General features: G+C 74.0%; 20 protein-coding genes and 1 pseudogene. 11 read left to right on the forward strand and 10 right to left on the reverse strand.

Features of this window, described 5'->3' with window-relative positions; genetic code table 11:
• Positions 1-184: 184 nt before the first annotated feature.
• The 4 genes from sigJ to ACZ3YO_RS20810 form a co-directional block, all read right to left on the reverse strand.
• The gene (gene sigJ, locus ACZ3YO_RS20795; protein WP_465571214.1) at positions 185-1,063 is read right to left on the reverse strand and encodes an RNA polymerase sigma factor SigJ; all 879 of its coding nucleotides are present in this window, start codon (positions 1,061-1,063) and stop codon (positions 185-187) included.
• A 95-nt stretch (positions 1,064-1,158) separates the two neighbouring features.
• On the reverse strand, positions 1,159-1,851 hold the full coding sequence (locus ACZ3YO_RS20800; RefSeq protein WP_465571217.1) for an NAD(P)-dependent oxidoreductase: 693 nt from the start codon (positions 1,849-1,851) through the stop codon (positions 1,159-1,161).
• Between the two features lie 188 nt (positions 1,852-2,039).
• On the reverse strand, positions 2,040-2,819 hold the full coding sequence (locus ACZ3YO_RS20805; protein WP_465571220.1) for an alpha/beta fold hydrolase: 780 nt from the start codon (positions 2,817-2,819) through the stop codon (positions 2,040-2,042).
• Between the two features lie 550 nt (positions 2,820-3,369).
• The gene (locus tag ACZ3YO_RS20810; RefSeq protein ID WP_465571222.1) at positions 3,370-3,639 is read right to left on the reverse strand and encodes a transposase; all 270 of its coding nucleotides are present in this window, start codon (positions 3,637-3,639) and stop codon (positions 3,370-3,372) included.
• A gap of 237 nt (positions 3,640-3,876) precedes the next feature.
• Here ACZ3YO_RS20810 and ACZ3YO_RS20815 point away from each other — a divergent pair, with 237 nt between their 5' ends.
• Positions 3,877-5,025 (forward strand): hypothetical protein, encoded by a 1,149-nt coding sequence (locus tag ACZ3YO_RS20815; protein ID WP_465571225.1) that lies wholly within the window; start codon positions 3,877-3,879, stop codon positions 5,023-5,025.
• A 119-nt stretch (positions 5,026-5,144) separates the two neighbouring features.
• Here the strand turns inward: ACZ3YO_RS20815 and ACZ3YO_RS20820 are convergent.
• Both ACZ3YO_RS20820 and ACZ3YO_RS20825 read right to left on the reverse strand, forming a co-directional pair.
• Positions 5,145-6,790 (reverse strand): annotated as a pseudogene (locus ACZ3YO_RS20820) (IS1182 family transposase).
• Between the two features lie 134 nt (positions 6,791-6,924).
• Entirely contained in the window at positions 6,925-7,587 is a 663-nt protein-coding gene (locus tag ACZ3YO_RS20825) for a TetR/AcrR family transcriptional regulator (RefSeq protein ID WP_465571228.1), read from the reverse strand.
• A 197-nt stretch (positions 7,588-7,784) separates the two neighbouring features.
• Between ACZ3YO_RS20825 and ACZ3YO_RS20830 the strand changes: the two genes are divergently transcribed.
• Positions 7,785-8,354 carry a hypothetical protein gene (locus tag ACZ3YO_RS20830; protein WP_465571231.1) on the forward strand — a complete coding sequence of 190 codons (570 nt, stop codon included), beginning with the start codon at positions 7,785-7,787 and terminating at the stop codon, positions 8,352-8,354.
• 444 nt (positions 8,355-8,798) lie between these two features.
• Here the strand turns inward: ACZ3YO_RS20830 and ACZ3YO_RS20835 are convergent, their stop codons facing one another.
• Both ACZ3YO_RS20835 and ACZ3YO_RS20840 read right to left on the reverse strand, forming a co-directional pair.
• A complete protein-coding gene (locus ACZ3YO_RS20835; protein ID WP_396324121.1) occupies positions 8,799-9,443 on the reverse strand; it encodes a response regulator in 645 nt (214 codons plus the stop codon).
• A 25-nt stretch (positions 9,444-9,468) separates the two neighbouring features.
• On the reverse strand, positions 9,469-10,728 hold the full coding sequence (locus tag ACZ3YO_RS20840) for a sensor histidine kinase (protein WP_465571234.1): 1,260 nt from the start codon (positions 10,726-10,728) through the stop codon (positions 9,469-9,471).
• Positions 10,729-11,101: 373 nt separating this feature from the next.
• On the opposite strand from ACZ3YO_RS20840, the gene ACZ3YO_RS20845 reads away from it, so the two are divergent.
• The 8 genes from ACZ3YO_RS20845 to ACZ3YO_RS20880 all read left to right on the forward strand — a co-directional run bounded on the left by ACZ3YO_RS20845 (position 11,102) and on the right by ACZ3YO_RS20880 (position 18,084).
• Positions 11,102-11,662, forward strand: a complete 561-nt coding sequence (locus ACZ3YO_RS20845) for a GlcG/HbpS family heme-binding protein (RefSeq protein WP_465571236.1) — start codon at positions 11,102-11,104, stop codon at positions 11,660-11,662.
• 272 nt (positions 11,663-11,934) lie between these two features.
• A complete protein-coding gene (locus tag ACZ3YO_RS20850) occupies positions 11,935-12,351 on the forward strand; it encodes a PPOX class F420-dependent oxidoreductase (RefSeq protein WP_396324130.1) in 417 nt (138 codons plus the stop codon).
• A gap of 44 nt (positions 12,352-12,395) precedes the next feature.
• Entirely contained in the window at positions 12,396-12,818 is a 423-nt protein-coding gene (locus ACZ3YO_RS20855; protein WP_465571239.1) for a YunG family protein, read from the forward strand.
• Positions 12,819-12,946: 128 nt separating this feature from the next.
• Positions 12,947-13,831 (forward strand): NAD(P)-dependent oxidoreductase, encoded by an 885-nt coding sequence (locus ACZ3YO_RS20860; RefSeq protein ID WP_465548637.1) that lies wholly within the window; start codon positions 12,947-12,949, stop codon positions 13,829-13,831.
• 169 nt (positions 13,832-14,000) lie between these two features.
• On the forward strand, positions 14,001-14,558 hold the full coding sequence (locus ACZ3YO_RS20865; protein ID WP_465571242.1) for a GNAT family N-acetyltransferase: 558 nt from the start codon (positions 14,001-14,003) through the stop codon (positions 14,556-14,558).
• A 68-nt stretch (positions 14,559-14,626) separates the two neighbouring features.
• Positions 14,627-15,178 (forward strand): flavodoxin family protein, encoded by a 552-nt coding sequence (locus tag ACZ3YO_RS20870; RefSeq protein ID WP_465571435.1) that lies wholly within the window; start codon positions 14,627-14,629, stop codon positions 15,176-15,178.
• A gap of 293 nt (positions 15,179-15,471) precedes the next feature.
• Positions 15,472-16,677 carry an LPXTG cell wall anchor domain-containing protein gene (locus ACZ3YO_RS20875; RefSeq protein WP_465571245.1) on the forward strand — a complete coding sequence of 402 codons (1,206 nt, stop codon included), beginning with the start codon at positions 15,472-15,474 and terminating at the stop codon, positions 16,675-16,677.
• A gap of 180 nt (positions 16,678-16,857) precedes the next feature.
• Positions 16,858-18,084 carry a hypothetical protein gene (locus ACZ3YO_RS20880; RefSeq protein WP_465571247.1) on the forward strand — a complete coding sequence of 409 codons (1,227 nt, stop codon included), beginning with the start codon at positions 16,858-16,860 and terminating at the stop codon, positions 18,082-18,084.
• 20 nt (positions 18,085-18,104) lie between these two features.
• On the opposite strand, the gene ACZ3YO_RS20885 is transcribed toward ACZ3YO_RS20880, so the two are convergent.
• Entirely contained in the window at positions 18,105-18,851 is a 747-nt protein-coding gene (locus tag ACZ3YO_RS20885; RefSeq protein WP_465571250.1) for an aquaporin, read from the reverse strand.
• 273 nt (positions 18,852-19,124) lie between these two features.
• On the opposite strand from ACZ3YO_RS20885, the gene ACZ3YO_RS20890 reads away from it, so the two are divergent.
• Positions 19,125-19,901: a MerR family transcriptional regulator gene (locus tag ACZ3YO_RS20890; protein WP_465571252.1), complete on the forward strand. Its 777-nt coding sequence runs from the start codon at positions 19,125-19,127 to the stop codon at positions 19,899-19,901.
• Between the two features lie 11 nt (positions 19,902-19,912).
• Here the strand turns inward: ACZ3YO_RS20890 and ACZ3YO_RS20895 are convergent, their stop codons facing one another.
• Positions 19,913-20,965 (reverse strand): helix-turn-helix domain-containing protein, encoded by a 1,053-nt coding sequence (locus ACZ3YO_RS20895; RefSeq protein ID WP_465548643.1) that lies wholly within the window; start codon positions 20,963-20,965, stop codon positions 19,913-19,915.
• Positions 20,966-21,130 lie beyond the last annotated feature (165 nt).

The following is a 21,130-nucleotide window of genomic DNA, read 5'->3' on the forward strand; positions in this document are numbered from 1 at the left end:
GCGCCCGCACCTCCTCCCTATCGGAACTGACGAATGGTCAACTCATGTTCCCCAGGGGATCGATAATCGGACGTTCTGCTGCCGGCCTTGCCGGCCGGGAGGCGGTGTGCTCCGCGGTGGGGCGGGCGGCGGCGGGAGTGGCCGGAGGAGCGGCGGGGTCGGGGCGGCCGTTCGTAGCGGCCGCTCAGAGCGGCGGGAGGGGGAGGGCCCGGAGCCGGTCGGGGTCGGCGAGGAGGTTGATCTCGGTGATCAGGCCGTTGACGACGGTGAGCGACAGGACGGAGAACAACCGGCCGTCGGGGGCGGTGGCCAGGCCGAGGGTGCCGTTGATCAGGACCGGGCGGGCGAGCGGGGCGAGGCCGCGGAAGAGCAGGGCCTGCTGGGCGACGGCCGAGGCGCCGTGGACGAGGCGGGGCAGGGTGCCGAAGCGGGTGGCGCCGACGTCGGCGCGGAGGGTGACGTCCGGGTCGAGCAGGGTGACCAGGGCCTCGAAGTCGCCGGTGCGGGAGGCGGCGAGGAAGGCGTCCACGACGACGCGCTGGCGGGTGAGGTCGGTCTCCGGGGTGGCCGCGCCCCGGACCCGGCGGCGGGCCCGGCTGGCCAGCTGCCGGGTGGCGGTGGGGGTGCGGTCCACGATCGGGGCGAGGTCGTCGAAGGGCACGGCGAACATGTCGTGCAGCACGAAGGCGAGACGTTCGGCCGGCGGCAGGGTGTCCAGGACGACCATCATGGCCAGCCCGAGCGAGTCGGCCAGCAGCGCGGCCTGCTCGGGGTCGGCGGCGTCGACGCGGCCGATCACCGGGTCGGGCACATGGGTGTCCAGCGGCTCCTCGCGCCGGGCGGCGCGGGAGCGGAGCTGGTCCAGGCAGACCCGGCCGACGACGGTGGTCAGCCAGCCGGCCAGGTTGTCGACCCGGGAGGCGTCGGCGCGGCTGAGCCGGAACCAGGCCTCCTGGACGGCGTCCTCGGCCTCGCTCAGTGAGCCGAGCATCCGGTAGGCCACCGACCGGAGCCGGGGGCGCTGCTGCTCGAACTGCCGGGCCAGGGAGTCGGTTTCGTTCATCGGGCGCCGTCGCAATCGGTGTCGGGCCCGTCCGGTCGTGACGGGCTGGACTCTGTCTGGCATGTGACGATAGGTCGGCCATGGCGGCGCGGCCGTCAGGTGGCGACGCCGACGGTCCGGTGGACCGAGTCCGGCCGCTCCAGCAGGGCGAGCATGCAGTGGGCGACGTCGGCGCGGGCGACCGAGAGGCCGCGGCGCACGTTGCGCCCGTACGCCGTCCGGTAGTCGCGGGTGAGCGGCTTGTCGGTGAGGCGGGGCGGGCGGACGATCGTCCAGTCGAGTCCGCTGTCGCGGACCACGTCCTCCATGTGGGCCAGGTCGGCGTAGTGCCGGCGCAGCGCGGCCCGGGTGAGCGGCGCGGCGAGGTGGCGCATGAAGAACCCGTCGCCCGGGTCGTGCCGGGGCGGTCGCGGGCGGGCGGGGGAGGGGACGGCGCCGATCGGGGCCGCACTGACCACGATCAGGCGCCGGACGCCGACCTCGCGCATCGCGGCGGCCACCGACCGGGTGCCGCGCCAGGCGACCCCGGCCTCGGCGCCGGAGCGGGGGCCGAGGGTCGAGAGGACGGCGTCCGCACCGGTGATCGCGGTGCGCAGGGCGGCCGGTTCGGCGGAGGCCAGGTCGGCCTGGACGACCCGGACGGTCTGTGGGGCCGGGGCGCGGCCGGCGGTGTCGGACAGCCCGGCCGGGTTGCGGACCACGGCGGTGACGTCGTGGCCGGCGGCGAGGGCCTGGTCGAGGAGCTGCCGTCCGATACCGCCGGTGGCGGCGAGGATGGTGAGTTTCATCGGGCTGCCTCCTGTCTGCGAGGGGTGGCGTGCGGCGGCGACACCCTATGAGCGGATCGGACGGCAGGAGTGTGACGACGGGGGCGGTGAATGTGACGCAGATCACATGAGTCCGGGTCGCGCGGGGCCGGGTCGTAGGGCCGGGGCGCGCGGAGCCCAGGCCGTACGGCGCCCCGGGCCGCGGCGGGTCAGGCGGCGGCGAGGAAGTCACGGACGGTCTTGGTGAAGGCCTCCGGCTGCTCGGCGATCACGACGTGGCCGGTGTCGAACTCGGCGTACTCGCTGCCGGCGATGGCCGCGTGCAGGCGGCGTGCGTTCTCCACCGGAATGGTGGCGTCCTGGGCGCAGCCGATCACCAGGGTCGGGGCCTGGACGAGGGGGAGCAGGGCGGTGATGTCGAGGTGGAGATCGAGTGCGATGTGCCGCAGTGTGCCGGGGGTCGGCTGCATGAAGCCGGCGCTGGCCTCGACGCCCTCGCGGCCGATCCGGTTGAGGAAGCCGCGGCTGAAGGCGGTCAGGGTGGCGTAGCGGCCGAAGGCGGCGGCGTCGCCGGCGAGGGCGAGCCAGACGATCATCATGTTGCGCACGTACTCGTCGTCCGCGTTGATCCAGCCCGCGGTGGCGACCAGGCGGCGCACCTGCTCGGGGCGTCGGGCCGCGGCGGCGGTGGCGACGACGGCGCCGAGCGAGAAGCCGACCATGTGGACGGGGCCGCGGCCGGCGTCCTCGATGACGGCGTTGACCTGGGCGGCGAGGGTGTCGATGGTCAGCTCGGCGCCGTCGTCCTCGGCGGCCTCGCTGCCGGACAGGTCGGGGAGGAGCAGGGTGTAGCGGTCGGTGAAGGCGTCCAGCAGCTGGTCCCACATGGCGGAGCCGGGGCCGGTGCCGTGGACGAGGATCAGGGTCTCGGGGCCGTCGCCCACGATGCGGTAGGGGATGCGGGCGGTGTCGACGGTGACGCTGGGCATGGCGGGTGGTCCCTTCGGTGGGGCGGGGGCTGCGCTGACAAAAAGTAAACTACACGGTGTAGGCGATGGATTCAACTACACCGTGCAGTGCAATGTGCGGGGTGGTCCCGACCCGGCCGCGCGACCTCGAAGGCTGGGAGTGCGGCGAGGGCCGGCCCGGGGTGGGATGCTGTTGGCGAATCCACCGGCGTGGACCGCGCGCCAACCTCTGTCCAGGGGAAACGCGGCTCTGTCCAGGGAGTTTGCGCGGTCGCCAGCGTGGCCGCAGACGTTGTCCATCGGCTCCGCGTCGGACGGTCGCGCCCGGGCCGTTTCCGCGCAGGCGCGATGGCGCGGGGTGTCCATCGCGCGCGGCGCGGTCTGCTGGGTCTGTCCATAGGCGTGCGGTGGGCGCGGGGGTCCGGCCGCGCGTGTCCATAGGCGCGCGGCGCGCGCGTCAGGCGGCGAGCTCGAGCCGCCGCAGGTGCGAGGCGCGCGTCTTCGCGCGCGGGATCTCGGCCAGCCAGGCGTCGACGCGCGCGAGGTTGATCGCGGCGGCGGTCAGCTGGTGCTACAGCTGCGTCTTGGCGAGGTCGTGGTAGCGCGCGCGGCGCATGTCCCGCCCGTGGACGGCCTGGGCGATGGTCCCTTCGATGCCGGCGCGCGCGTGGTAGCGCTGCCGCCATTCGTCGGTCTGCTGGTCGGCTCGGGCCTTGCGCAGGGCCTCGAACTCGCCGCGGTGGTGGAAGGTCATGCGTCGTCCGATCCGGCCGGTGCCGCGGGTGCTTCCACGCTCTTCCGGCGCCTCGACGGTCATGGCACACGCCACGGCGGAAGGCATGGGCACTTCCGTGATTGCCACCTGATCGGGTGGTAGCGATGTATGTGCCGCTTCCACGGGTTGGCTGCGCGGTTAGCTCTCCGAGCGATGATCTTCGCTTCCTGTTGAAGAGGGAGAGACATGTTCGGCAGACGGCCATCACGAGTGCCATCGTTCGCACCCGCTCCGGAGGGCCCTGCGGGGAGTCGATGCCGGGGGCGCTCCCTGCGGTGCGCTGGCCGAGCCACCGCGGTGGCCATGGCGGTCACCGGTTCGCTGCTGCCACTGGGATTGGCAGGGCCCGCGCAGGCGGCTGAGAAAGTGCACATCAAAGTATTCGACACCCCCGGTCAGTACGAGTGGACGCCGCCGGTGTCCGACTGGGAGGTCACGATCTCCGTCTGGGGTGCTGGCGGCGGTGGGGGCGGCGGGGGCGGCGGCTCCACCGGCGGAGGTGGCGGAGGCGGCGGCAACGGTGGCGGCGCACTAGCCGCAAACGCCGGTGGCGGTGGTGGCGGTGGCGGCGGCGGAGCAGGGGGTGGGGGTGGTGGCGCTGGTGGCTCCGGCGGCTTCGTCACCTGCACGGTGCATGTGCACTCGAAGCTCATCGTCAGGGTGGGCAGGGGCGGCACCGCAGGTGTCGGTGGAGCCGGCACCGAGGACAGCGACTATGCCAGCGCCGGCGGCAACGGCCCGGACGGGTCGAGTGGTAAGCCGGGCACCCCGGGCGCCAAGGCCGCCGACAACACACTTCAAAAGGCCGACGGCACGTCCGTCACCGGCTTCGACTTCCACAACTCCCGCTTCGAGGCTCCGTACATCTCCGTGACGGGCGGAGAGGGTGGTGCCGCTGGCCAGGTCGGGAGCGGCGGCTCGGGCGGCGGAGGCGGTTGGGGCGGCGGGATCACCGGCAAGGGCGCGCCGGGAACCGGCGGGGCCGGGGCGAAGACCGCCGGCGCCCAGGGCACGGGCGGGAAGGAAGGCGGCGGCACCGGCTGGTGCGATGACAACGACGTGCAGGGTGTGGGAAGCCCGGGTGGCACCGGCACAGCCGGCACCGCAGGCACCGCAGGACACGATGGGAAGAGCGGGAACGGGATCCAGAACGGGAAGGTGAAGGGCGGGAGCAGCGGAATCTACGGGAACGGCGGCCTGGGAGGCAAGGGCAGCGCCCCAGTATCCGGTGGCAGGTCATACGGCGCCGGCGGCAACGGCGGCAGGGGCGGTGAGGGTGGCTCCGGCGGCATCGGTGGCACGGGCGGCTGTTACGAACCCAACGCCGGCAATGCCAGGGCCCACTGCGAGAAGGGCGATGACGGTGGGTTCGGAGTCAGGGGCAGGCCCGGAGCTTCCGGGACGGCCGGCCACAACGGAGCTGTCGTCATCACCTGGACCGGGCCGGCATGAGACGCACGGTGGGGCCGCGCAGCGACGACTGACCGGCCCTACCCGTCACACCCGCAGGGCCGACCAGCACCGATACCGTTGGCGAATCGGCTCGTGAAGCACTCTCCGCCCCACCCGAGTTATCCGGTGGGGCGGAGTGCTGCGAAGTGGCTGGTCCGTGTGGGGGCGAGTGCGGTGTCGGTGAGCCAGGCGTCGAGGCGGACCAAGTTGATGCCGGCGGCGGTGAGCAGATGTTGCAGCTGTGCCCTCGGTAGCGGGATCTGCGTAGGCCGAAAGCCCGGGAGGCCTGGGAGATGGTTCCCTCGACGCCGGCGCGGTGACCGTAGCGCCGCTGCCAGGCTTCATCCTCCTGATTGATGCGGGCTTGCCGGATCGCTTCGTGCTCCGGTCGGGTTCGCAGGGTGATCTCCCGGCCGATGCTCGGGATGGTCCGGGTGCACTGCGAGCGAGTCGGACAGGGCCGGCAGTCCGTCGGGGAGAACTTAACGCGGATCACCGGCACCTTGCCGCGGTGATCGTCGTACCACTGACGGCTGATCGCGCCGTTCGGGCAGGTGGCTTGCTGTCGGTCCCAGTCGACGGTGAAGGCGTCGATGCTGTAACCGTTCTTGCTGGTGGCCTGCCACCCAGTGTTCGGCCGGACCGGGCCGCATAGCTCCACCCCATGGTTCCGGCGTGCCGCGACCATGTTGGCAGCGGTGGCATACCCGCTGTCGACCAGATGGACATCGGGCAGGAGACCCCGCCCGGAGAGCTTCTGATGGATCACTTCGGTCTGAGTGCTGTCGTCCACCGAGGCCGGAGTGGTCACCACGCTGGTGATCAGGTGTGGAGCGGTAGGCTCGCAGGTCTCGGTCAGATGGACTTTGTAGCCGCTCCAGACACGGTCCCGCTTCACCCCGACCCGGGCATCGGGGTCGTATGGCGAGCCTGGGCGCTGTGCAGCAGTCGGCCGGTTGCTGGGCTTGCGCCAGGTCACCTCGCCCTCGACCAGCTCGTACTCCTGGACCCAGGTCTGCCGAAGGAACTCGACTGCGGGCAGGTGCCGCAGCCAGTCCGGGGCCGCGGAGGAGCGCACCGCCCGTAGCAGGTCCATGCCGTCCTGGCCGACCTGGTTGCCGTGCTCGACACGGGCCGCCCAGCGACCTGGCATCTTCGACTTGGTGTCGTCGGGCCTGGCAGAGTACCGCTCGAACCACTCCGGCGGGGTCCACTCCGCCAGCCATTGAGGGGCTGCCACAGCCAGCGCATTCAGCGCCGCACGCAGCGTTTCCACCACGAATTCGAACCGGTTGAGGTCTCGCACCGCCGCCAGTACGTGCGTGGCGTCACTGCGCTGCCGACCGCTGGCCTTGAGCAGCCCGTGTGCCGCCGCCCGGTCCAGGACGGCATCCAGAACCCGAGCCTCGGCGCCTCCGGCTATGAGCCGGTCGCGGAACTCGCTGAGCACTGAGAAGTCGAAGCCGACGTCGGTCAGCTCCAGGCCGAGGGCGTACTTCCAGTCGATACGCGAGCGCACCGCGTGTGCCGCCTGCCGGTCCGACAGCCCCTCAGCGAACTGGAGCACCGAGACCAGCGCGAGCCGGGCCGGTGATGCCGCCGGCCGCCCCCGGCGCGAGAACAGATCAGCAAAGTCCTCGTCGCTGAACAGCGACCCGACCTCGTCCCGCAGCCGTACTGCCAGACAGCCGTGCGGGAAGACCGCATGGGCCACCCTCGCCGTCTCCTCGGGAACTTCCCCCGGCTCCACCGGACGCAAGGACACCGTCACCCTCCCCCAAAACGCGCGTTGGTCCGCACCACCAACGCGGTGGTGCGGACCAACGTCACGCTGCACGATGGGATTCGCCAACGGTGTCCCGGGGTGGGGCCGGCCCTCGCCGCGACGGTGGCGCCGCGTCAGCCGTAGAGGCGCAGGAACGCCCGGATGCCGGCGGTGACGCCGGCCGTCAGCTCGGCCTCGGGGAGGTGGATCGCGCCGTAGAAGGTGGCGTCGGCGGCGCCGCTGAACGTCAGCAGGGTGAACTGGGTGGCGGCCAGCTCGGTGTCCTCGACCTGCAGCAGCCCCTGGTCGGCGAGGCGGCCGAAGTGCGCGGCGAGGTCACGCTGGGAGGCGAGCGGGCCGGCGTCCAGCCAGGCGTTCAGGACCTCGGCCGGGATGTTGCCGGCCTCGGCGCGGATCGTCCGGCCGAGTGCGTAGTGGTCGCCCGCTCCGAGGACGGCGCGGGCGCGGTCGAGGGCGAAGGCGGTGAGGTCGGCCTCCAGGTCGACGATCTTGTGCAGGTGCCGGTCGGCCAGGCCGGCGATGATCTCGGTCAGCTCGCCGGCAGTCTCCAGGGCGACGGAGAGGAACAGCTTCTCCTTGTCGCCGAAGTGGTTGTAGATGGTGCGTTTGGATACGCCGGCCTCGGCGGCGATCGCGTCCACGCTGGCCCGGGTGTAGCCCTCGCGGCCGAACACCGTGCTCGCGGCGCGGGCGATGGCCTGCCGCTTCTCGGGCATCCGGCGCGAGCCCGTGGCCGGAGCGGGCGCTCCGGAGGTCGCTGAGGTCCCAGGGGTCATCGGGCGGTCTCTCCTTCGCTAAAGATTGCACTACTCGGTGCAGTTTACGCCTGGGGGGCGTGCTGTGCGGCCGGTGCGCCGGCCGTGGAACTGGCGCGGCGCGGCGGCCGTCCAGGGGAGTGCGGAGGAACGAAATCCCGTCCCGGGTTGAACCCCGGGAGAAGACGGAGGTCCCGGTGCAGCCAGGTGGTACCGAAGTGAACGTCGAGACTCCCGCCGGGCCGTGGCCGGCGGCGGCCGCCCCGCCGTCCGCCCCGTCCGCGCACACCGGGGCGGTGGACCAGGCGGCGGCGGCCGTGCGCTGCGAACTCCTGTTGCAGGACTCGCTGGACGCCGTCCGGCCGCAGCTCACCTGGCGGCACGGGGCCGCCCGGGCGGGCGCGCGGCTTCCGGTGCCCGGGTCCGGCCCGGACGACGCGGCCGTGCACTGGTACGTCGGCCGTAGCCGGGACATCGTCACCATCGTCTCGGCGGCCCGCCGGGCGGCGCTGCCGGGCATGGTCGAGACGCGGTGGCGGCGGCGCGGATGGACCGTCACCTCGGTGAACGCCGGGCGCGAGTGGCCCGGCCTCGCCGCGACCACGCCGGACGGCTACCGGCTCGCGCTGGAGTTCGGCGAACTGGGCGAGGCCCGGCTGACGGCGCTGTCGCCGGGGGTGGCCCGCTCGGAGCCGTGGTCGGACGGCGGGGTCGAAGTGCCGGGATCCTCGGGCTGCTCGACCCGGCTGCCAGAGGTGTGCTGCCCGTTCTGGAGTGCCATGGGGTGAGGCGGGGCGACGGTGCGGGGTGGGGTAGGGGAGGCGCGGAGCGAGTCCCCCCGGACACGCTCCGCACCGCCTCGTCGCACGGCTTCGACGCGCGTCGCTCCCCCCGACTCCCCGGCCTCTCGCCGTCCCCCCTGGCTCCACCCTCCGGCGAGGGTCGTCCGCACAGGCCTCGGCGAGCCCCCTGTCGGCGGAGGCGTCGTTGATCTCCACGCTAACAAACCGAGTGGTTGGTTTGTCAATATCGGGATCCACGAAACATCCACATCTGCGGGCCGGGGATCCGGGTCGGGGCGCAGCCGCCTGACCGGCCGTCACCGGCCCGTCGGGAGGCCTCGACAGTGCACCGGGGGCGTGTCGCAGCGCATCCGCCATCACCCGTTCGGGTGGCCGGAATCCGACATTCCGCTCGCTCGTTCGGGCCGGCGCGCAGGAGGGGGCGCGGGCTCAGCGCAGCAGCCGGCGCTCCTTGGCCACGGCCACCGCTCCGGCCCGGGTATCCACGCCCAACTTGTCGTAGATCCGGCCCAGATGGGTCTTCACCGTCGCCTCGCTGATGAACAGCGCGCGGGCGATCTCCCGGTTGCCCAGGCCCTGCGCCAGCTGGGCCAGGATCTCCTGCTCCCGCTCGGTGAGCTGCGGCGCCGGGGCCCGCATCTGGGCCATCACCCGGGAGGCGACCGGCGGGGAGAGGACGGTACGGCCGCGCGCCGCCGCGTGCACCGCGGCGAACAGCTCCTCCGGCCGCTCCGCCTTCAGCAGGTAGCCGGTGGCGCCCGCGCCGATCGCCCGGGTGATGTCGGCGTCGGTGTCGTACGTGGTGAGGACGAGGACGTGCGGGGCGCCGGGCGCGGCGGTGATCCGGCGGGTGGCCTCCACACCGTCGATGCCCTCGCCGAGCTGGAGGTCCATCAGCACGACCTGTGGCGCGAGGCGGGCCGCCAGCGCGACCGCCTCCTCCCCGTCGCTCGCCTCGCCGACTACCTCGATGTCCCCGGCGCTGGCCAGCAGTGCCAGCAGGCCGGCCCGGACCACGGCGTGGTCGTCGCAGACCAGCAGGCGGACCGGCGGTGTCGCGGGGGCGGTACTCATGGCCGCCTCCCGGTCGCTCGCTCGTTCATCGGGGCTCCAGGGGGGCTCGTCGGGGCTCCAGCGGGATGGCGGCCGAGACGACGGTGCCCTCGCCGGGTGTGCTCTCGACGGTCAGGGTGCCACCGAGCTGGCGCAGCCGGGCCCGCATCGCGGGAAGTCCGTGGCCGCGCCCGCTGTCGGGCCGGGCGACGGGCCGGGCACCGCCGGCCGGCCCGTCGGCCCGGAAGCCCCGGCCGTTGTCGGCGATGTCCAGGACGGCCTGGTCGCCGAGGAAGGAGAGGGTCAGCGCGACGGCCGAGGCGCCCGCGTGCTCACGGACGTTGGCCAGCGCGCCCTGGGCGATCCGCAGCAGCGCGGACTGGGCGGCGGCCGGCAGCGGCACCGCGGCGCCGTCCAGGTGGAAGCGGACCGGCAGGCCGCTCTCGGCGGACTCCCGCTCGGCGAGCGCGCGCAGCGCCTGGTCCAGCGTGCGGCCGTCGGCGAGTTCGGCGGGCGCGAGGTCGTGGACGAAGCGGCGGGCCTCGGCGAGGTTGCGGGCCGCCACCTCGGCGGCGGTCCGGACGTGGGTGCGGGCCGTCGCCGGGTCGGCGTCCCAGGTGCGGTCGGCGGCCTGGAGCAGCATCTGCTGGCTGGAGAGGCCCTGTGCCAGGGTGTCGTGGATCTCCATGGCCAGCCGCTCGCGCTCGGCCAGGGTGCCCTCCCGCCGCTCGGTGGCGGCGAGTTCGCGCCGGGTGCGGCGCAGGTCGCGGATCAGCGCGCGCTGCCGCTCGGCCTGCCGCTCCATGAAGAGGAAGACGCCGGTGGCCAGCGCGGCCACGGCGGGCGGCAACAGGATCAGGTTGGCGTCCACACCGCCCAGCCGGACCTCGCCGACCACCACCAGCAGCGTGAGCGCCGCGACCAGCGGGATCGCCGCCCGGGCGGGCAGGGTGCGCAGGGCCGTGTAGACGAGCGGGACGGCGCACCAGGCGAAGCTCGGCGCCAGCAGCACCAGCACCGCCCAGAGCGCCACCACCAGGGCCAGCGGCCAGAGCGGGCGGCGCTGCCCCGGGGCGGGCGGGTGGCGGTGCGCCAGCCAGGAGCCGGCCGGCTGGGCGACGGCCAGGGCGAGGCCGAGGCCGATCACCCAGGGGATGCGCGGGCTGCCGGGGTGGTGGCCGAGGTAGCGGCCGAGCGAGGTGGCGAGCAGCAGCAGGAAGGCGGAGTCGAGCAGGACGGCCAGCCGGCCGGCGTCCGGATCACCGGCGGCGGCTCCGGGCGCGGCGGCGGGCTCGGGCTGCTCCACGTGCTCGCTCCTCACTCCGCTTCCGAACGCGGCGGTTGCCGCGCCACCCGGGCCGGCCGGGGACCTTCCCGGGGCCGGCGGGACCTTCCCCGCCCGGGTCGGCCGGGACCGTCCCAGGGTCGGCGGGGACCTTCCCGGGCCGCGTACGGGCCGGCTGACCTGCGCCGATCCCTCGATGGTGACCCGTCCGGCCGGGGCGCGCATCAGCCGATCGGTTGACGGGTTCGTCATCCATCATGCGCGCGGGCGGCGGCCGGACCGTCGATGTGGGGAGGGAGTCCGCGGCCGGAGGATCGGTACCGAAGCCGCCGAGCCCGATCCGGTCCCCTGGTTCCGGCCGTGGCCCCCGACCGATCCGACGAGGAGCTGGACCATGAAGAAGACCTCCGTGCGCACCCGCGTGCTGACCGGTACCGTCGCCGTCGCCGCGCTGGCGGCCGCCACCGTCGGTGCCGTCTCGGCCAGCGCCGAGACCACCGAGGCCCCGGCCGCCGCCACCGCGGTGACGGCCGACACCCAGAACAAGAACCTCACCCAGACCACCGGTCTGACCATCGAGGCCGCCACCAAGGCCGCCGAGGCCACCCTGAACGCGGCCACCAAGGCCGGCCAGCACGTCTCCGTCGCCGTGGTGGACCGCGACGGCGTCACCCGGGTGCTGCTCAAGGGCGACGGGGCCGGCCCGCAGTCGCCGGAGTCCGCCGAGCGCAAGGCGTTCACGGCCGTCTCCTGGAACGCGCCGACCTCCGAGCTGGCCAAGCGCCTCGCCCAGGCGCCGAACCTCAAGGACATCCCCGGCACGCTGTTCCTGGCCGGCGGCGCCCCCGTCCAGGCCAAGGGCGCGCCGATCGCGGCGATCGGGGTCGCGGGCGCGCCCAGCGGTGACCTCGACGAGCAGTTCGCCCAGGCGGGCGTGGCCGAGCTCGCCAAGTAGCAGCGGGCGGCGCGGGCGGCGCGGCTGGCCGGCGCGAGGCCGGTGAGCAGCCGGCCGGTGCGCCGGGGCGGCCCCCCGACCGTCCCGGCGCACCGGCCACCGCGTCGTCGCCCGCCCGCGACCCCTCGCCCGCCACCCGGGTACCGGGAGCTCCCCGTAGCGGGGACCCCGAGTGGGGGAACCCCGCGTACGGGGGACCCCGAGTGCACGGGACCCGCCCGGAAACCGGTGCGGCGCCGTACCGGAGCGGTCAGGATGTCCGCATGGCACACATGACCGAGGCCGAGTGGCGCGCCTTCCTCTCCGCCGGCACCCGAACCGCCAAGATCGCCACCACCCGGGCCGACGGCCGCCCGCACGTCGCGCCGGTCTGGTTCCTGCTGGAGGGCGACGAGATCCTCTTCAACACCGGTGCCGACACCGTCAAGGGCCGGACCCTGGCCCGCGACGGCCGGGTGATGATCTGCGTAGACGACGAGCGGCCCCCGTTCGCCCGCGTCCTGGTCCAGGGCACCGCCCGGCTCAGCGACGACCTGGCCGAGGTGCGCAGCTGGGCCACCCGGATCGCCGCCCGGTACATGGGCGAGCACCGTGCCGAGCAGTACGGGGCCCGCAACGGCGTGCCGGGCGAACTGCTCGTACGGGTGAAGATCGAGAAAGTCGGCGCAGAACAGGGGGTCGCCGACTGAAAAGCCGGGTGCCGCTGTCAGTGGCCCGTGGCAGGCTTCCCGGTATGACGGCGTGGACCCTCAACGACATCGAACGTGCGATCCGCTCCTCCTGGGGTGTCGACACCTGTGCGCCCGAGGACTTGGCCCACTGGCGTCCCGACAATCCCGCCCGCGGCCAGTGCGGGGTGACGGCGATGGTGCTGCACGACCTGCTGGGCGGCGAGCTGATGATGGGCGAGGTGCACGTCGGCGGGGTCCGGACGGACCTCCACTGGTGGAACAGGTTCGCCACCGGCGTCGAGATCGACCTCACCCGCGAGCAGTTCGGCCCGGACGAGCGGGTCGGCCCTGGCCGACCGGTCGCCCGACCGCAGCGCCCCGGCCGGCTCCAGGCCCAGTACGAGCTGCTGCGCCACCGGGTGATCGCCGAGCTGGAGGCGGGCCTGTCCCCGGTCTCCGCGCTGCCGGCGCGGGCGGTCGCCTGAGCGGGCGGTGCGTCCCGCCCGGGCGCGCATGAACCCCGGCGCGGGGCCGGCCTGACGTACAGTCGGGCGCGTCGGATCGTGAACGGGCGACGGGCGGCAGGGCGCCGTGGCGATGACGGGAGTGTGCGATGTCCGGGATGACGGTCGGGTTCGTGGGGCTCGGCGCGATGGGGCAGGGCATGGCCGCCAGCCTGCTGCGGGCCGGCCACGTGGTCCGGGTCTGGAACCGTTCGCCCGGGCCGGTGGCCGCGCTGGTGGCCCAGGGCGCGGAGGCCGCCGACGGTCCGGCAGACGCCTTCGCCGCCGAGGCGGTGGTCTCCATGCTCGCCAACGACGAGGCGGTCGAGCGGCTGCTGCTCGACCCGGCGCTGCTGGCCGGCGCCGCGGCGTCCGTCCACGTCAACATGGCCACGGTCTCGGTGGCGCTCGCCGAGCGCGCCGCGGCCCTGCACGCCGAGCACGGCCTCGGCTACGTCGCCGCACCCGTGCTCGGCCGGCCCCCGGTGGCGGCGGCCGGCGAGCTCAACGTCCTGGCCGCCGGGAGCACCGCGGCACTCGCCGCCGCGGAGCCGCTGCTCGCCGCGATGGGCCGGCGGACGTGGTACTTCGGCGAGCGCCCGCCGCAGGCCAACACCGCCAAGATCAGCGCCAACTTCCTCCTGGCCTGCGCGATCGAGTCGATGGCCGAGGCGTGCAGCCTGGCCGAGGCCAACGGCGTCCGGCCGGCCGACCTGATCGAGATGCTCAGCGGCACGCTCTTCCCCGGCCCGGTCTACTCCGGCTACGGCGCGATGGTCGCCGAGCGCCGCTACGAACCGGCCGGCTTCCGGCTGCCGCTCGGCCTCAAGGACGTCAACCTCGCGCTCACCGCGGGTGCCGACGCCCACGTGCCGCTGCCCTTCGGCAGCATCCTGCGGGACGCCTTCCTCGACGCGCTCGCGCACGGGGACGGCGAGAAGGACTGGGCCGCCGTCGCGGCCGTCGCCCGCCGCCGGGCCGGGCTCCCGGAGTAGCGGACCTCATCGGCCACAAGGCGAAGAGCCGGTGCGAAGAGCCGGTGCGAAGCCGGTGCCAGGACCCGGTGCGACAACCCGGCGCCAAGACTCCGCGCCAGGACCCCGCGCCAGGACCCGGCGCGAAATCCCGGTGCCCGGCGCCGTACCGGCTGCCTACGATCGCGGCGTGACGCTCACACACGAACCCCGTTCCGAGGAGCCGTGGCTGGTCCGCACCGGCCGGCTGGAGCTGCGCGCGGTCTGCGCCGACGACCTCGCCGCGCTGTTCCGGATCAACACCGACCCCCGGACCTGGAGCCACGTGCCCGAGGGGCGGCACCGGGACGAGGGGACCACCCGGGCCTGGATCGAACGGGCCGTCGGGCGCTGGGAGTCGGGCGGACTCGGCTACTGGACGGCCCGGCTGCCCGCCGACGGCACGGTGGTCGGCGTCGGCGGCGTCGCCTTCCAGCCCGACTCCGGTTTCTGGAACCTCTACTACCGGCTGGACCCGGCGCACTGGGGCCGCGGCTACGCCACCGAGCTGTCCCGGGCCGCGATCGACGCCGCCCACCGGCACGCGCCGGAGGTGCCGGTGGCGGCCTGGATCCACACCCACAACGCCGGCTCCCGCGGGGTCGCCGCCCGGCTCGGCCTGACCGACCAGGGCCTGCGCCGGGACCCGACGCTCGGGGAGCTGCTGCACCTGTACACCGACCGGCAGGTGCCGTCGGCCCGGTCGTAGACTCGAACCCTTTGCCGACCGACACAGCCACGGGGGTCCCGATGTCCGAGCAGCACGCCGCTGCCGAAGTGCCGCGCAGCTTCCTCTTCCTGGTCGCGGGCTCGCGGGCGGGCAGCAACTCCGAGCAGCTCGCCCGGATCGCCGCCGAGGCGAGCCTGCCGGCCGGCGCGGAGCAGCGCTGGCTGCGGCTGAGCGACCACCCGCTGCCGCCGTTCGAGGACCGCCGGCACACCGGCGACGGCGGCTTCCGCGAGGCGGCGGGGCACGAGCGCACCCTGCTGGACGCCACGCTGGCCGCGACCGACCTCGTCTTCGTCGCGCCGCTGTACTGGTATTCGCTGCCGACCAACGCCAAGCTCTACCTCGACCACTGGTCGGCCTGGCTGCGGGTGCCCGGCGCGGACTTCCGTGCCCGGATGGCCGGCGGTACCGTCTGGTCCGTCACCGCCCTCGCGACCGAGCCCGACAAGGCCGACCCGCTGATCGGCACCCTGCGGCTCTGCGCGGACTACATGGGCATGCGCTGGGGCGGCGCGCTGCTCGGCAACGGCACTCGCCCGGGGGACGTGCTGAAGGACGAGCAGGCGCTGGTCGCCGCCGAGTCGTTCTTCGCCGGCTGAGCCGCGCGCCCGGCCCGGCGGCCGTTCGGGACGGCCCCTCCGGGCGTGTGCCGGCCACGCTGGGGCCATGCCGCAGGGTGGTGCAAAAGCCATGTCAGGTGACGGAGTTGGGCCAATTGGACAGGGCACGGCCGGAGGCGTGTACGAAGCGTGGCACCCGCCTTCCGGGGCGGGTCGGTCCTTCGGTAGTCTCCGTCGGACTTTCAGCTTCGCGGGGGGACCGCTGTTCGGACAGCCCACCCTGCCGCGCCCCCGGGCCGCGCCCGGACACTCTCGTGAGGTCTTCCTTGCCCATGTCCATACGTCGCAGTCTTGCCCTCGCCGGCGCCGCCGCGCTCGCCTCCTCGATGGTGCTGGCCGGTGCCCAGGGTGCCGCCGCCGTCGGAACCACCGGCTCCCCGTCCGCCGCGGCCGTGCCGCAGGCCGACAAGGCCGGGCACCAGAGCCTCGACCTGTCCGTGCACGGCGTGCCGGACACCTTCATCGCGGGTGGTGACGCCCGCGAGTTCACGTTCAAGATCGACAACTCGACCAAGCACGACTTCGCCCTCATCCCGCTGCTCAAGTTCAAGAACCGCGAGGGCAGCCTGGAGGCGGGCGACCTCAAGGTCGAGTACCAGCTGCCCGGCGGCCAGTGGCTGCCCGGCTCGGTCGCCCCCGGCGGCGGGGACTCCGACGACGACGCGGTGCTCACCCTGCTCGGCGGCGTGGGCCAGGACGGGAACGTCGCCGATGACGCCCTCCAGGTCGTCAACCAGGGCAAGAACCTCACCATCAAGGTCCGGGTCTCCTTCACCCAGGACGCCCCGCTCGGCAAGGCCGGCGTGGTCCCGGTGGTGTTCTCCGCCCAGCTCGACGACAAGACCCACGAGCCGGTCGGCGAGGGGCACTTCAGCTGCGACGGCATCCGCGGCGCCGGCTTCACCATCAAGGCCGGCGGCACCAAGCCGAGCCCGACCGGCAAGCCCACCACGGCGAAGCCGACCACCGGCAAGCCGAGCCCGACGGCCACCCACTCGCCGTCCGCGACCGCCACCGCCTCGCCCTCCGCGACGGCCACCGCGACCGCGACCACCACCGCGTCGCCGTCTGCGACGACGACCGCGACCGCCTCGCCGTCCGCGACCACCACCGCCACCGCCTCGCCGTCGGCAACGGCCACCGCGACGGCCACGTCGACCGCGACCGCCTCGCCGTCGGCCACCACCACGCCGAGCGAGGCCGCCACCAGCTCCGCCCCGGCCCCGGCCGCGAGCAGCAGCGACGTGCAGCAGCCGATCGACTTCCCCGTGGCGGTTCCGGCCGTGACCGCGCCGAAGCTCACCCCGGCCGCCGTCACCAAGGCCAAGGCCGCCGCCGACAACGCGGACAAGGCGCTGGCCCAGACCGGTGGCGGTGACGACACCACCGCCATCGCGATCGCCGGCGGTGCCGTCCTCGCGGCCGGTGCCGGCACCCTCGTGGTGCTGCGCCGCCGCAAGTCCACCTCGCAGGGCTGACCGGGCTGGTCTGACCGGGCTGGTCTGACCGGGCTGGTCTGACCGGGCAGGGCCCGGGCGAACTGCTCAAGCGCCCCTCGGGTGTCCGTCAGCCGGACACCCGAGGGGCGTTTCCGCTTCCGGTGGGTCGCATAGGATGACCGGCCGGAGGGGGGCGGAGCGGCGCGGAGAGGTACAGGGGTGCGGGGAGCACGTTCGGCACGGGTCAGGACCGACTACGAGGCCGCCACCGGGCGGATCGCGGGCCTGCCGCTCCGCAGACACCACGTCCTGCTGGTCGCCTGGACGGTGCTCTGGTTCCTGCTGGTCGAGCCCAGCGGCGGCTTCTCCTGGCACTACCTGCGCCAGGGCGAAGAACTGCTCTTCAGCGGTCAGGCCGACGGCGGGCTCTCGCTCTACGCCCACCACCCCGAGCTGCAGATCGGCCCGGTCAGCCTGGCCGTGGCCCGGCTCTTCGACCCGTTCGCCGCGCACACCGGCCAGGTGCTGGCCGAGGCCGCGATGTCCGGGCTGGGCCTGGTGATGCTGGTCCTGGTGGGCCGCACCGCCGCCTGGTACTACCTCGGCACCGGTACCAACCACCGCCGGCTCCAGCAGCGGCTGCTGATAGCCGGTCTGGCGTTCATCCCGATGTGGGTGGAGGTCTCGGTCCGCTTCGCGCACCTCGACGACGTGCTGGCGCTCTTCTTCACCACGCTCGCCGCGCACGCGCTGAGCCGCGGCAGGGCCGTCCAGGTGGCGGTCTACCTGGCGCTGGCGGTGGACTCCAAGCCGTGGGCGCTGGCCTTCGCCCCGCTGGTCCTCGCCCTGCCGCGGCCGGCCTGGCTGCGGACCGCGCTCTGGTTCGCCGGTCTCGTGGCCGTCGCCTGGCTGCCGTTCTACCTGGGCAATCTGGACACGGTGGCCGCCGCCAAGTTCACCATCCCCAACCAGCCGGCCTCGGCGCTGCGCTGGTTCGGGGTCACCGACCCGACCACCCCGTGGTGGGACCGGCCCACCCAGTTCGCGCTGGGCCTGGGGCTGGGCACCATCGCCGTCTGGCGCGGCCGCTGGCCGGCCGTGGTGCTGCTGGGGGCGGACGCCCGGATCCTGCTCGACCCCAGCGTCTACACCTACTACACCGCCTCGATCCTGCTCGGCACCCTGCTCTGGGACGCGGTCGGACAGAAGCGGCTGGTGCCCTGGTGGAGCTGGATCGCCCTGGCCGCGCTGTACGGGGGCACGCTGCTGATCCCGTCGGACGCGGCGCGCGGCCTCGTCCGGCTCGCGTTCGTGGTGGTCTCGGCCGGGTACGTGCTGCTCTGGCCCACCCGGCGGGGCCGCCGTCCGCACCGCGGTGACGGCGAGGCGGCCCGCGGCCGAGGGGCCCGGCGGCGTGAACGGACGCTGGTGGGGACGGCTCCGTAGGCCGGAGTCCGGCGCCCTCCTCAGCCCGCGACGAGGCGGCGCGCGTCGTCCGGCACCGCGGTGGGCCGGGCTGCCCGGGACCGGCCGAACAGCACCGCCGCCAGCGCCACGCCGACCGCGGCCCCGGTCAGTTGGGCCAGCACGAAGCCCGGCACGGAGCCGAACGCTATGCCGGTGTAGCTGTCGGTCAGCGTCCGCCCGAGGGTGACCGCCGGGTTGGCGAACCCGCCCGAGGAGGTGGCCCAGCAGGCCGCCCCGACCCAGAGGCCGACCGCCGCCGGCACCAGCCGCCCGCGCCCGCTGCCGGCCAGCCCGACGACCACCAGCATCAGCGTTCCGGTGGCCACCACCTCGCCCAGCCAGAGGGCCGTCCCGTCCCGGCCGTGCCCGGACGGCTCGGCGAACGGCCGCCCGAACATCATGTTGGCCAGGCCCGTCCCGGTCACCGCGCCGGCCGTCTGCGCCGCCGCGTACGCGCCCAGCTCGCGCAGCGTCGGCGCCGGCCCGCTGCCGTCGCGCCGGCCGCCCCACCACGCACCCGCCGTCACCAGCGGGTTGAAGTGCCCGCCGGAGACCGGGCCGAGCAGTTCGATCAGCACCGCCAGGGCGAACGCGGAGGCGCCGACGTTGGCGAGGAAGCGCACGGCGCCGTCGGAGCTGAGTGCGGCGGCCTGGATGCCCGAGCCGACCACCACGGCGGCCAGCGCCGTCGTGCCGACCGCCTCCGCGGCCAGCCGTCGTACCAGGGGCGCAGGGGTGGTGGTCATGGCGCCCATGGTCCCGGCCGCCGCCTTGGCCCGGCAATAGGCGGCTTCGTCCAACCTGGGGCCGGGTTGCGGCCCTCTGCTCGGAGAGTCGCACGGGGCTGACGGCCCCGGTGCGCGCGGGGCCCGTGACACTGGGCTTGACCCTCACGCAACGGGAGGCGGGAGGGTCGTGGTCAGCAAGAAGGGAGCAACTCGTATGAGCGGGCGCAACGAGCGGGCCGGTGCACGGCGCGCGTCTCGCGAACCGGCTGCCGGGCGCAGCGAGGTGGGCGCATGAGCGGCGGATACTCGGTCGGTGAGGTGGCGAAGATCGCCAGGGTCACCGTCCGCGCCCTGCACCACTACGACGAGATCGGACTGCTGTCCCCCCAGGGCCGGACCCCGGCCGGCTACCGCCGGTACCAGGACGCCGACCTCGACCGGCTGCAGCGGATCCTGTTCTACCGCGAACTCGGGTTCCCCCTGGAGGAGATCGCGGCCATCCTGGACGACCACTCGGTCACCCCGAGCGAACACCTGCGGCGCCAGCACCGGCTGCTGACCGACCGCATCGCCCACCTCCAGGAACTGGCCGCGGCCGTCGAACACGCCATGGAGGCAGAGAAGATGGGTATTCAGCTGACCCCGGAGGAGAAGTTCGAGCTCTTCGGTGAGTCCTACAAGGAGGAGTGGGAGACCGAGGCCGAGCAGCGCTGGGGCGACACCGCGGCCTGGGCGCAGTCCCAGCGGCGCACCGGTGGCTACGCCAAGGCCGACTGGGAGCGGATCAAGGCCGAGACGGACGCGCTCAACGCCCGCCTGGTCGAGGTCTTCACCGCCGGCGAGCCCGCCGACGGCGGCCCGGCCATGGACCTCGCCGAGGTCCACCGGCAGCACATCTGCGACAACTTCTACGACTGCACCTTCGAGATCCACCGCGGCATCGCCGGGATGTACGTCGCCGACCCGCGGTTCACCGCCACCTACGAGCAGCTCGCCCCCGGCCTCGCCCAGTGGCTGCACGACGCCATGCTCGCCAACGCGGCCTTCCGAACCGGCGAGTCGGCGTAACGTCCCGGCGCTCAGGCCACCCCACGGCCGAAGCTGCGGCGGTAGGCCGTGGGGGAGGTGCGCATCACGCGGCCGAAGTGGTGGCGGAAGGTCGCGGCGCTCTCGAAGCCGACGGCGGTGGCGATCTCCTCCACCGAGCCGTCCGGGGATTCGAGCAGCGGCAGGCTGGCCGCGATGCGCTGGGTGACGACCCAGCGCATCGGGCTGGTGCCGTTGCGGGCGGTGAAGTGGCGCAGGTAGGAGCGGTCCGACATCCGGGCGGCGCGGGCCAGCAGGGAGATGGTCAGCGGGGAGGAGAGGTGGTCCATCGCCCACTGCATGGAGCGGGCGATGCCGTCGTCCTCCCCCTCGACCGGCCGGACCGCGGCCTCGATGAACTGGGCCTGGCCGCCGTCCCGGTGGGGCGGCACCACGAAGCGGCGGGCGACGCTGTTGGCCACCTTGGCGCCGTGGTCGCGGCGGACCAGGTGGAGGCAGAGGTCGATGCCGGCGGCGCTGCCGGCGCTCGTCAGCACGGAGCCGCCGTCCACGTAGAGGACGTCCGGGTTGACGCGCACCGACGGGTGACGCTGCTGGAGCAGTTCGGCGTACCGCCAGTGCGTGGTGGCCTCGTGGCCGTCCAGCAGGCCGGCGGCGGCCAGCGCGAAGGCGCCCGAGCAGATCGAGACGATCCGGGCGCCGCGTTCGTGCGCCGTGCGCAGCGCGGCGACCAGGCCGGGGGAGACCTCGCCGCTGAAGGCGTTCGGCACCCCGGGGATCACCACGGTGTCGGCGGCGGCGAGGTCGTCGAGGCCGTGATGGGCGGTGAGCGAGAAGCCGCCGACGGCCCGCAGGGCGGTGCCCGGCCGGTCGGCGCAGACCTTCAGCCCGTACCAGGGGGCCGCCAGCAGTCCGCTGAGCTCCGGCCTGGCCAGCCCGAACACCTCGACCACCACACCGAGTTCGAACGGTGTCATGCCGTCGAAGGCGTACACCGCGACATCGTGGACCGGCTCCGGCCGCCGCCCGATCGCGACGGCCACCGGCCCGGTCGTCTGCCGGTCGGGCTGCTGCTGCTCGGCCATGGGGGACCCCCTGCTGACGGGTGGCGGGATGGCGGTGAGTGTAGCTGTTCCGGCCAGTGCGGAATTTCCCCGAGGACGACTGCAACCTCGGGCGCCCCCGCGCGTCCATCGATATGGGGGGGCATCCGGGGCCGGAAGAGCGGTACTGGCAGGATTCCCGCAGAT

The sequence above is a fragment of the Kitasatospora sp. NPDC022785 genome (assembly GCF_055561295.1).

Excerpts from the sequence above, each read along its gene's own strand:
- ACZ3YO_RS20815 (WP_465571225.1), top strand. The coding sequence starts at position 3,877 with ATGGCGGTCACCGGTTCGCTGCTGCCACTGGGATTGGCAGGGCCCGCG.
- ACZ3YO_RS20875 (WP_465571245.1), top strand. The coding sequence starts at position 15,472 with ATGTCCATACGTCGCAGTCTTGCCCTCGCCGGCGCCGCCGCGCTCGCC.
- ACZ3YO_RS20885 (WP_465571250.1), bottom strand. The coding sequence starts at position 18,851 with ATGACCACCACCCCTGCGCCCCTGGTACGACGGCTGGCCGCGGAGGCG.
- ACZ3YO_RS20800 (WP_465571217.1), bottom strand. The coding sequence starts at position 1,851 with ATGAAACTCACCATCCTCGCCGCCACCGGCGGTATCGGACGGCAGCTC.
- ACZ3YO_RS20845 (WP_465571236.1), top strand. The coding sequence starts at position 11,102 with ATGAAGAAGACCTCCGTGCGCACCCGCGTGCTGACCGGTACCGTCGCC.
- ACZ3YO_RS20825 (WP_465571228.1), bottom strand. The coding sequence starts at position 7,587 with ATGACCCCTGGGACCTCAGCGACCTCCGGAGCGCCCGCTCCGGCCACG.
- ACZ3YO_RS20860 (WP_465548637.1), top strand. The coding sequence starts at position 12,947 with ATGTCCGGGATGACGGTCGGGTTCGTGGGGCTCGGCGCGATGGGGCAG.
- ACZ3YO_RS20895 (WP_465548643.1), bottom strand. The coding sequence starts at position 20,965 with ATGGCCGAGCAGCAGCAGCCCGACCGGCAGACGACCGGGCCGGTGGCC.
- sigJ (WP_465571214.1), bottom strand. The coding sequence starts at position 1,063 with ATGAACGAAACCGACTCCCTGGCCCGGCAGTTCGAGCAGCAGCGCCCC.
- ACZ3YO_RS20855 (WP_465571239.1), top strand. The coding sequence starts at position 12,396 with ATGACGGCGTGGACCCTCAACGACATCGAACGTGCGATCCGCTCCTCC.
- ACZ3YO_RS20835 (WP_396324121.1), bottom strand. The coding sequence starts at position 9,443 with ATGAGTACCGCCCCCGCGACACCGCCGGTCCGCCTGCTGGTCTGCGAC.
- ACZ3YO_RS20850 (WP_396324130.1), top strand. The coding sequence starts at position 11,935 with ATGACCGAGGCCGAGTGGCGCGCCTTCCTCTCCGCCGGCACCCGAACC.
- ACZ3YO_RS20890 (WP_465571252.1), top strand. The coding sequence starts at position 19,125 with ATGAGCGGCGGATACTCGGTCGGTGAGGTGGCGAAGATCGCCAGGGTC.
- ACZ3YO_RS20810 (WP_465571222.1), bottom strand. The coding sequence starts at position 3,639 with ATGCCTTCCGCCGTGGCGTGTGCCATGACCGTCGAGGCGCCGGAAGAG.
- ACZ3YO_RS20805 (WP_465571220.1), bottom strand. The coding sequence starts at position 2,819 with ATGCCCAGCGTCACCGTCGACACCGCCCGCATCCCCTACCGCATCGTG.